At 38.8% G+C, this 7,470-nt stretch carries 6 protein-coding genes and 1 pseudogene; 4 read left to right on the forward strand and 3 right to left on the reverse strand.

Annotation, left to right across the window (positions count from 1 at the left end; translation table 11 throughout):
- Window positions 1-54 precede the first annotated feature (54 nt).
- Window positions 55-876 (reverse strand): annotated as a pseudogene (locus D0T08_RS28030) (DNA-methyltransferase).
- 421 nt (window positions 877-1,297) lie between these two features.
- Here D0T08_RS28030 and D0T08_RS27195 point away from each other — a divergent pair.
- Entirely contained in the window at window positions 1,298-2,005 is a 708-nt protein-coding gene (locus tag D0T08_RS27195) for a hypothetical protein (protein WP_147322859.1), read from the forward strand.
- Between the two features lie 68 nt (window positions 2,006-2,073).
- Here the strand turns inward: D0T08_RS27195 and D0T08_RS27200 are convergent, their stop codons facing one another.
- Together D0T08_RS27200 and D0T08_RS27205 are read right to left on the reverse strand one after the other, a co-directional pair.
- The gene (locus D0T08_RS27200) at window positions 2,074-3,243 is read right to left on the reverse strand and encodes a hypothetical protein (RefSeq protein WP_147322860.1); all 1,170 of its coding nucleotides are present in this window, start codon (window positions 3,241-3,243) and stop codon (window positions 2,074-2,076) included.
- Between the two features lie 512 nt (window positions 3,244-3,755).
- Window positions 3,756-4,373, reverse strand: coding sequence for a hypothetical protein (locus D0T08_RS27205; protein ID WP_116985914.1), 618 nt, complete (start codon window positions 4,371-4,373; stop codon window positions 3,756-3,758).
- A gap of 293 nt (window positions 4,374-4,666) precedes the next feature.
- Between D0T08_RS27205 and D0T08_RS27210 the strand changes: the two genes are divergently transcribed.
- The 3 genes from D0T08_RS27210 to D0T08_RS27220 all read left to right on the forward strand — a co-directional run bounded on the left by D0T08_RS27210 (window position 4,667) and on the right by D0T08_RS27220 (window position 7,358).
- Complete coding sequence (locus D0T08_RS27210; protein WP_147322861.1) at window positions 4,667-4,990, forward strand: hypothetical protein; 324 nt, start codon at window positions 4,667-4,669, stop codon at window positions 4,988-4,990.
- A gap of 248 nt (window positions 4,991-5,238) precedes the next feature.
- A complete protein-coding gene (locus D0T08_RS27215) occupies window positions 5,239-5,601 on the forward strand; it encodes a helix-turn-helix transcriptional regulator (protein WP_229239069.1) in 363 nt (120 codons plus the stop codon).
- A 206-nt stretch (window positions 5,602-5,807) separates the two neighbouring features.
- The gene (locus tag D0T08_RS27220; protein WP_116985917.1) at window positions 5,808-7,358 is read left to right on the forward strand and encodes a type I restriction-modification system subunit M; all 1,551 of its coding nucleotides are present in this window, start codon (window positions 5,808-5,810) and stop codon (window positions 7,356-7,358) included.
- Window positions 7,359-7,470 lie beyond the last annotated feature (112 nt).

Consider the following 7,470-nt stretch of genomic DNA (forward strand, 5'->3'; position numbering starts at 1 on the left):
AATAAAGGTAATGGAAACTCATAATAGTTATTGATTGCCGATAAGACGGAAGGACTATCTGATTACCTGTAAATAGGCTTCGGCTACTTTTTGTTTCTCAATTGCCAACCTACGCTTTTTCCCTATTTGCAAATAACTTTTTTGATGATCTATACCTGTGAAATTTCGACCAAACAGATTAGCAGCTATTCCTGTAGTACAACTCCCTGCAAATGGGTCTAAAATCCAATCATTCGGTTTTGTCGATGCCAACACAATGCGCTTTAATAAAGCCAAAGGTTTTTGCGTCGGGTGCTTGCCACAAGATTTCTCCCATTGTGCAACGGCTGGCAGATCCCAGAAATCTTTTATCTATCTGTTGCCATTCAGTTGCTCTGTTACTTCATAATTGAAGCAATGAGGCACTTTTTGCTCTTTTCTCGCCCAAATAATCAATTCAGTAGAATGGGTAAAGGCTCGGCAGGATAGGTTTGGTAGTGGGTTGCTTTTCTTCCAGACAATGATGTTCAAAATTCTGAAATTCAGTTCAGTTAATGCCTGGCCGATGGCGAAAATATTGTGCATAGTTCCACTTACCCAAAGCTTAGCATTATCTTCCATTTTCTCACGTACTAGTGAAATCCATTCCTTGTTAAACGCATAAACAGAGTCAAAGCCAGTTAGTTTATCCCAATGGCCTTTGTTGACGGAAACAATCTGTCCGCTATGGATGGAATGACCATTATTTGAAAGGAAATAAGGGGGATCGGCAAACACCATGTCAAATTCCCTTTCCAGTAGTGGGATTATTATCATGGCATCTCCATGAAACAGATGATAGGATTGGTCAGGAGAATTGAAAAAAGAATACTGTTGCGCTTTGGCTAATGTCTTCATGTAACCTGCCCTTTGCTATTAAAGGACAGACAGTAGTTCAATTGGTATGGAAGATTTTCAAAAAGCCTTCTGATTAAATACTGTCAAACCTGAATAAGCCAAGCTGATCAGTATCTGGGCAACTACTATACAAAATATATAGTGCAGACTATACATTTTCTATATCGGCTCCAAAAAGCAGCAAGCACATAAGTTTATAAATTGCAGGTGAAAACGAATCACTTTCAAGGCTGGACTCAAAGATCAGATGGTTAAAGGAGAAATAAGCTTATAATCAGTGGTTTAATTTAATGAATATTAATTTGTTTCAAAACAAACACTTAATAGTCCCATGATATACCTTGCACAATTTCTTGCAAAATTCTTTGAGAAGAAAGACTTTTTCTGCTATACTATACACGTCAACACAAGGAGGAACGTGATGGCAACGCTCAAGGATTTCAAACGCAGTGGTCGTAAACTTGTTGCTCTGGCAACTACTGCCTTTGCTACTTTAAACTTTAGCTGTAGCAAGGATGATCCTATTAATCCAGGTGGTGGTCAGACCACACGTGTAAATGAAACCAAAGTTGAGCATGTCTATGATGTTGGTATCAATATCAAAGTCAGTGATGCTTCTTCTAACTTTTTTACTCCAGTCTCTATCCGTAAAATAGATGGAACTGTTGCGAATGGAATGGATGCTTCTGTCACCGGGCAAGATGCTTCGCGTGTTGCAACAGGCGCTTCGACAGCGGATATGATTAAATTTAAAATGAGTTACGACACAACAAATATCGCATATAATGCAAACGCTCTAGTTCCTAAAGATAAGAATAAGCGTGTTATCGCTTATCGCGCAGCAGATGATCGCGAACTAAAAGAATTTGTTGTTTATAAAACAGCCGCTAAACCTGATGGCGGAACTTTGACAACTGAAACACATTATCATCCAAAAGAAGCGAGCATATTGGCTCCAGAAAAAGGCGTTAGATTTTTAGGTAAGACATTCACAACACCAGCTATTTATAATAACTTCTTGAAAAACAGTGTTGAAAATACTGATTTCTTTGCAAGTTTTAGTTTTATGTCCCTTGAAAAGCCTGCAACAGTAAGTGCAAATTCTTTTTACAAGCTTGAAAACAAGTAAAGCAGGTAATAAACCAAAATTAAAAAACGGGCTGAATTTCTTCAGCCCGTTTTTTTGATAAATAATTTTTATCCCTTTGGAATAACTGTGCATGGGTCCCCAGGAGGGGGGGCATCTGTCAACCAGTTTTGTAACGTCGTTGTTACCTTACCATCCGGTCTAAAGATATTTGCACTTATGTCTTCAATAAAGAAAGGTACATTTTCATTCCCCATCTTGACATGATCAGTAAAGATCATCAAATTCCCGCCTCTTGCTAAATACGCATTAATGGCATCATCAAACATATCCCGTGAGTCCGTATAGGTTTTGCCTGGTAATCCTGGACATTCTCTAACTCCACCAAAAGAAGCCTGATCTTCCTTATAAGTTCCAAAAATCATTAAATTCGATATGTCCGTTGAAGCTAAATCACACAGTGCATTTGGATCATTAAATAAAGGAACAGTTGTCGCTGGGGCCACTCTCAAAATGGCATTACCAGCGGGTAATGGTGTTTCAACGTATGAAAAATATGAATTTATCAGCTCCTCAAAATTACCCCCACTGACATAAAGATCATTATTAACCTGTGACGGCCCACATTCTCCGCTACACATTGACTGCGTTTCACCCAGAATAGGATTGCATCTTTCATGCGGTGCTACTGAACAGGTAAGATTTCTCATATTAAAAGCATCTCCCAAATAGGGCCATAGACGACGTTCACCCTCCACCCATATCTCAATACCCTTTTGCGGCATGGCAACGCCACACGGATCACCAGCATTATTACAGGAAGTAATCTTTCTTTCGATAGAATCGTTATCAGCATTATACATGGCATCTGCCAAAGCTTCTGACCATGAATCTGTATCGGTATGAGAATCCAGTTGCGCACGGGTAATCAATGGTACAACGGCCTGTGGCTTATTGGCTGCTGTTGTAGCTGCTGTCAGTAAAACCTCCGGGCGGCTATCTGTCGTGGCTATTCTACTGGTATCCCATGCCGCCGGGCCGGGTTTGTTTTCACTCCAATCCAAAGCCACAGGTTTTAACATGCGGACATGACGTGTGACTGGTATACGTCGGCTTGAATCAGATCCCGGTAATTGTGATGGATCGGGACAGGCTACTGTGGTTATTATATCCGTCTCGCATTGTGCCTGTGCATAACCAATCCTGTAAATGGTCTGTGCTGTAGATAAAGCGGTAGTAACACCATCTTTGACTTGCATTAACTGACAACGACGTGCCAAATAACGGGCTGTCATTTTGCCGTGCCACCCTCGCCCGCAATCCCGAATTTCACTCTCATTTCCTAACAAGTCGCCATTCGCATTTAATTGGAGTGGAGAATACGGATTGATGGTAAAGCGTGGTGGTGGCAGGTCTTTATCACATTTCAGGAATGTTTTAGGTTCAGGGTGATAAGCTTCTGCATCACAGTTATTAGAACCATCCTTATTTTTTCGGCAAAAGAACGTGTAATAACCCGGCCCATTGTTTTCCAATTCCTGTTTTAAACTAGGGATTTGCAGTTCAATTACCTCATCGGCAGGTTTGACAATATCCTGGCTGGGATCACAGCAGTAAGTGCTAATTTCCTGAGCGGTGGGAGGTGGTAAAGATGCTGATAAATCAGGCGTACATGCCCATGACTTGTTCAGCCTTTGGATGTCATTGGTAGCATTGCCAATTGTAATGGTTCCTGTTTCAGTAGTGGTTTCATTGTCTGTAAATTTGAGTTGACAAATTTGTTCCCGCTTGATTACCCCGTCTGTTCCGTTAGGGCAAGGCAGGGAAAAGTAGGTTGTGTCGTTTTCTTTGGATCAGGTAAACCGTCCAGGCCATCAGGCGCAAGAAATCCGGTTACAAAGATGGGTGAACCCTCCTGAATATCATCTCCAACGGTACAACCTAATGTCAAACCTTTCTTGGGTAACTGAATGCCATTGGCATTTTTCGTGCCAACGGCATCATTGCCAAATCTACTCACTAAGGAGGCAGCCATTATATGGCCTTGTTGCTTGAGGCTGGCTACTCCGGCAGGCTTTTGGGTGAAATAGGCTATGGCTCCGTATTTGCCGCAAGAACTGACATGTACACCTGTAGGCGGGACAGGTTTAGCATTATTCTGAACGGTAAAATCGGTGGGTTTATCAGAGATAATTTTGTCATCATCAGACAAAGGGGTTTTGCGTTTCATTTGAGAAGCGACCAGATAGGCAGATAAATTCTGTGCAGAGGTAGACAGACTTCCGGCCATATTTTCGATGTGCGCCCGTTGATTGATGGCATTGTATCTGGCAGAGACATCCCCCTCATCCGGCAGACAGGCACTTAACAAAGCGATAGACAGCAAAAAGGGTATTTTTCGCAAAAACATGAAACGTGCCTTATGATCAGGGGTCAATCATAAGGATACATTAAAAAGCTATCAAATAGTTAAATCCCACCACTGGATTGCCTTTTTGGGTACAAGATTGTATGATACCCAGGTAGCCTTTAAAGGCTTTAGGGTGTGGAAACCCTGATTTCATAGCGGTTTGTGATCGAAACCTCACTCCTCAATTTGTCGGGGAGACCCGGATGTATGTTCAGCCTGCAAGGGTAAAGATTCGGGTAGCCATTCTATGAAATCGGCTTTCCAACTCCCTGACACCAATCGAGGGGGGATAGATGAACATACAAAATATGCTCTATCAGTCAGGCCATTATCCAGGTGCTTTGTATATGAAACACTGGATGGATAACCATTATATCATTCTGATTGGCGACAGAATTGCCAGAACCAGGTATTTTTGTGAGAAGCCTATTGGTTACAAGGAACTGGCGACTTTGTTTAACCAATGGCAGATACCAACGACCAATGATTATGAACGGGACAGATGGACTGACCAGAGCATTCAGGAAGTATTTTATAAATATCTTGGATTACTTGAGATTACCGAAGAAGATATAATGAGTGTTTATCCGAATTTGTATAAGCTCGGAATACCCTAAAATTCAGATGCTTGCGCAAACTTAGATAATAACTTATTCTTTCATTGGCAAAGCATAAAAATAGTTAGAGGAGTTGATGTTTTTTATTTTAGAATTGGTAGCGAAAGTAACAATAAAAGGTTTTATTTTTATTATTTTTGTTCATCAATATAGATTTTGTATAGTTAAACTATATATTTATTATTAATATGCACACAGGCGCAAAAATCAGAGGCATTAGACTTTTGAAAGGTCTTTCTCAGGAAAATATGGCAGAAATGCTGGATATTAGTATTTTAGCCTATGGCAATATAGAGAGAGGAAAGACAAAGGTTTCAGAAGAACGACTCCAACAAATTGCTGAAAAATTTGGGGTATCTCCTGATGATATTTTAGGCTTTAGTGATAAAGTCAATAATTTTTTTGACCAGTGCAGTGGCCCGATTGGTGTATTATCAGATAATGTTCATCAAACTAATAATTATGATGCCCGTGAATTGCAACATGAGAATGAAAAACTCCAATTGCAAATTGAAAAATTAAACTTAGAAATTGAAAAAATTTCACTTGAAAAAGAAAAAGCAGAATTGGAGTTGAAATATTTTCGTGAAAAGATAGTTTCCAATAATTAATGACTTTGTTATTCGATATAAATTTTAATTTTTACGCTTTTTACTGTAATTACTTCATTAAATTTGTTTTGAAGATTTAAGAACGCATACCTTATAGAAATATTCTCCCTCCAAAATAATATATATTAACAAAAAGCATTACTATTGCAGTTTTTTAAAATCAAATCCTTAATTAATTTCATTAAGGATAGTTTATTTTTAATAAGATGTCAGAAGAGCATAAAAAAGTTTTAGAGCAACAGCTGTGGAATATCGCGAACACGTTAAGAGGCAAAATGGATGCAGATGAATTTCGTGATTATATTCTTGGGTTTATCTTCTATAAGTATCTGGCCGAAAAGATGGAAATCTATGCTAATTCCATTTTAGAGCAGGATAAAATTGAATTCCGAGAAATCGATGAAAATACAGAAGAAGGACAAAGCTATATAGAGGCAATAAAAGAAGAAGCTGTTGAGACTTTAGGATATTTCTTAAAGCCATCCGAGCTGTTTAGTGAAATTGCTAAAAGAGGGGAAACGAATATTTTCATTCTTGAAGATCTTCAAAAGATATTGACCAATATTCAGTTGAGTACTATGGGGACTCAAAGTGAGGAAGATTTCGATAATCTTTTCGAAGATATGGACCTTAACAGCACTAAACTGGGCAAAACGCCTGAGGCAAGAAACGCTATTATTGCAAAGGTATTGGTGCATCTGGATGAGATTGACTTTAAATTGGAACATACTGAATTAGATGTGTTGGGAGATGCTTATGAATATTTAATTGGACAATTTGCCAGTGGTGCTGGTAAAAAAGCTGGCGAATTTTATACGCCTCAAACAGTTTCTAAAATTCTGGCAAAAATTGTAACTACAGAAAAAAATAAGCTTAAGTCAGTTTATGACCCTACGTGTGGTTCTGGCTCATTATTGCTGCGGGTAGCCAGAGAGGTAAAAGATGTCAATAATTTCTACGGACAGGAAATGAATCGAACGACGTATAACCTGGCTCGTATGAACATGATATTGCATGGGGTGCACTATAGAAAGTTTGATATAAAACAGGAAGATACTTTAGAGCATCCTCAACACCTTGGCTTGCAAGCGGAGGCTATTGTTGCTAATCCTCCCTTTTCGGCTGTTTGGAGTGCCAACCCCTTGTTTATGAGTGATGAACGTTTCAGTCAGTACGGGAAACTAGCACCGGCAAGTAAAGCAGATTTTGCTTTTGTACAGCATATGGTTTACCATCTGGCTGAAAATGGAATAATGGCTATCGTTTTACCACATGGCGTTTTGTTTCGGGGTGCGGCAGAATTACAGATACGTAGATATCTGATTGAACAAAAAAATTACCTAGATGCTGTTATTGGTTTGCCTGCTAATATCTTCTATGGCACCAGTATTCCAACCTGTATTTTAGTCTTCAAAAAGTGTCGGGAAACACCAGACGATATTCTTTTTATCGATGCCAGTAAGGAATTTGATAAAATGAAAAATCAGAATGTATTACGGGAAGAACACATTGAAAAAATTGTTGAGACTTATCGAAATAGAACTGTTATTGAAAAATACAGCTATAGAGCTTCCTTAGGCGAAATCGCAGAAAATGATTATAACCTCAATATCCCTCGCTATGTAGAATCTTTTGAGGAAGAAGAAGAAATAGATATACAAGCGGTTATGAGTGAAATCAAATTACTTGAGGCCAAACGAGCTGAGTTAGATCAGCAGATAAATGTCTATTTAAAAGAGTTGGGGCTTGTTTTTTAAGTTTTAAAATCCTTAATCAAAAAACTTTGGGATATTATTTATATTGAATATTTTTGCCTATTATGGCAAAAATATCAAAAAAAATCACTAATGTTCCTAATTTAAGATTCCC

Origin of the sequence: Emticicia sp. C21 (assembly GCF_003418935.1) — a bacterium.
Taxonomy (GTDB): domain Bacteria; phylum Bacteroidota; class Bacteroidia; order Cytophagales; family Spirosomataceae; genus Emticicia.

Bases quoted from the DNA above. Each gene is read 5' to 3' on its own strand.
- D0T08_RS27195 (WP_147322859.1), top strand. From the start codon at position 1,298: ATGGCAACGCTCAAGGATTTCAAACGCAGTGGTCGTAAACTTGTTGCT.
- D0T08_RS27205 (WP_116985914.1), bottom strand. From the start codon at position 4,373: ATGTTTTTGCGAAAAATACCCTTTTTGCTGTCTATCGCTTTGTTAAGT.
- D0T08_RS27210 (WP_147322861.1), top strand. From the start codon at position 4,667: ATGAACATACAAAATATGCTCTATCAGTCAGGCCATTATCCAGGTGCT.
- D0T08_RS27215 (WP_229239069.1), top strand. From the start codon at position 5,239: ATGGCAGAAATGCTGGATATTAGTATTTTAGCCTATGGCAATATAGAG.
- D0T08_RS27220 (WP_116985917.1), top strand. From the start codon at position 5,808: ATGTCAGAAGAGCATAAAAAAGTTTTAGAGCAACAGCTGTGGAATATC.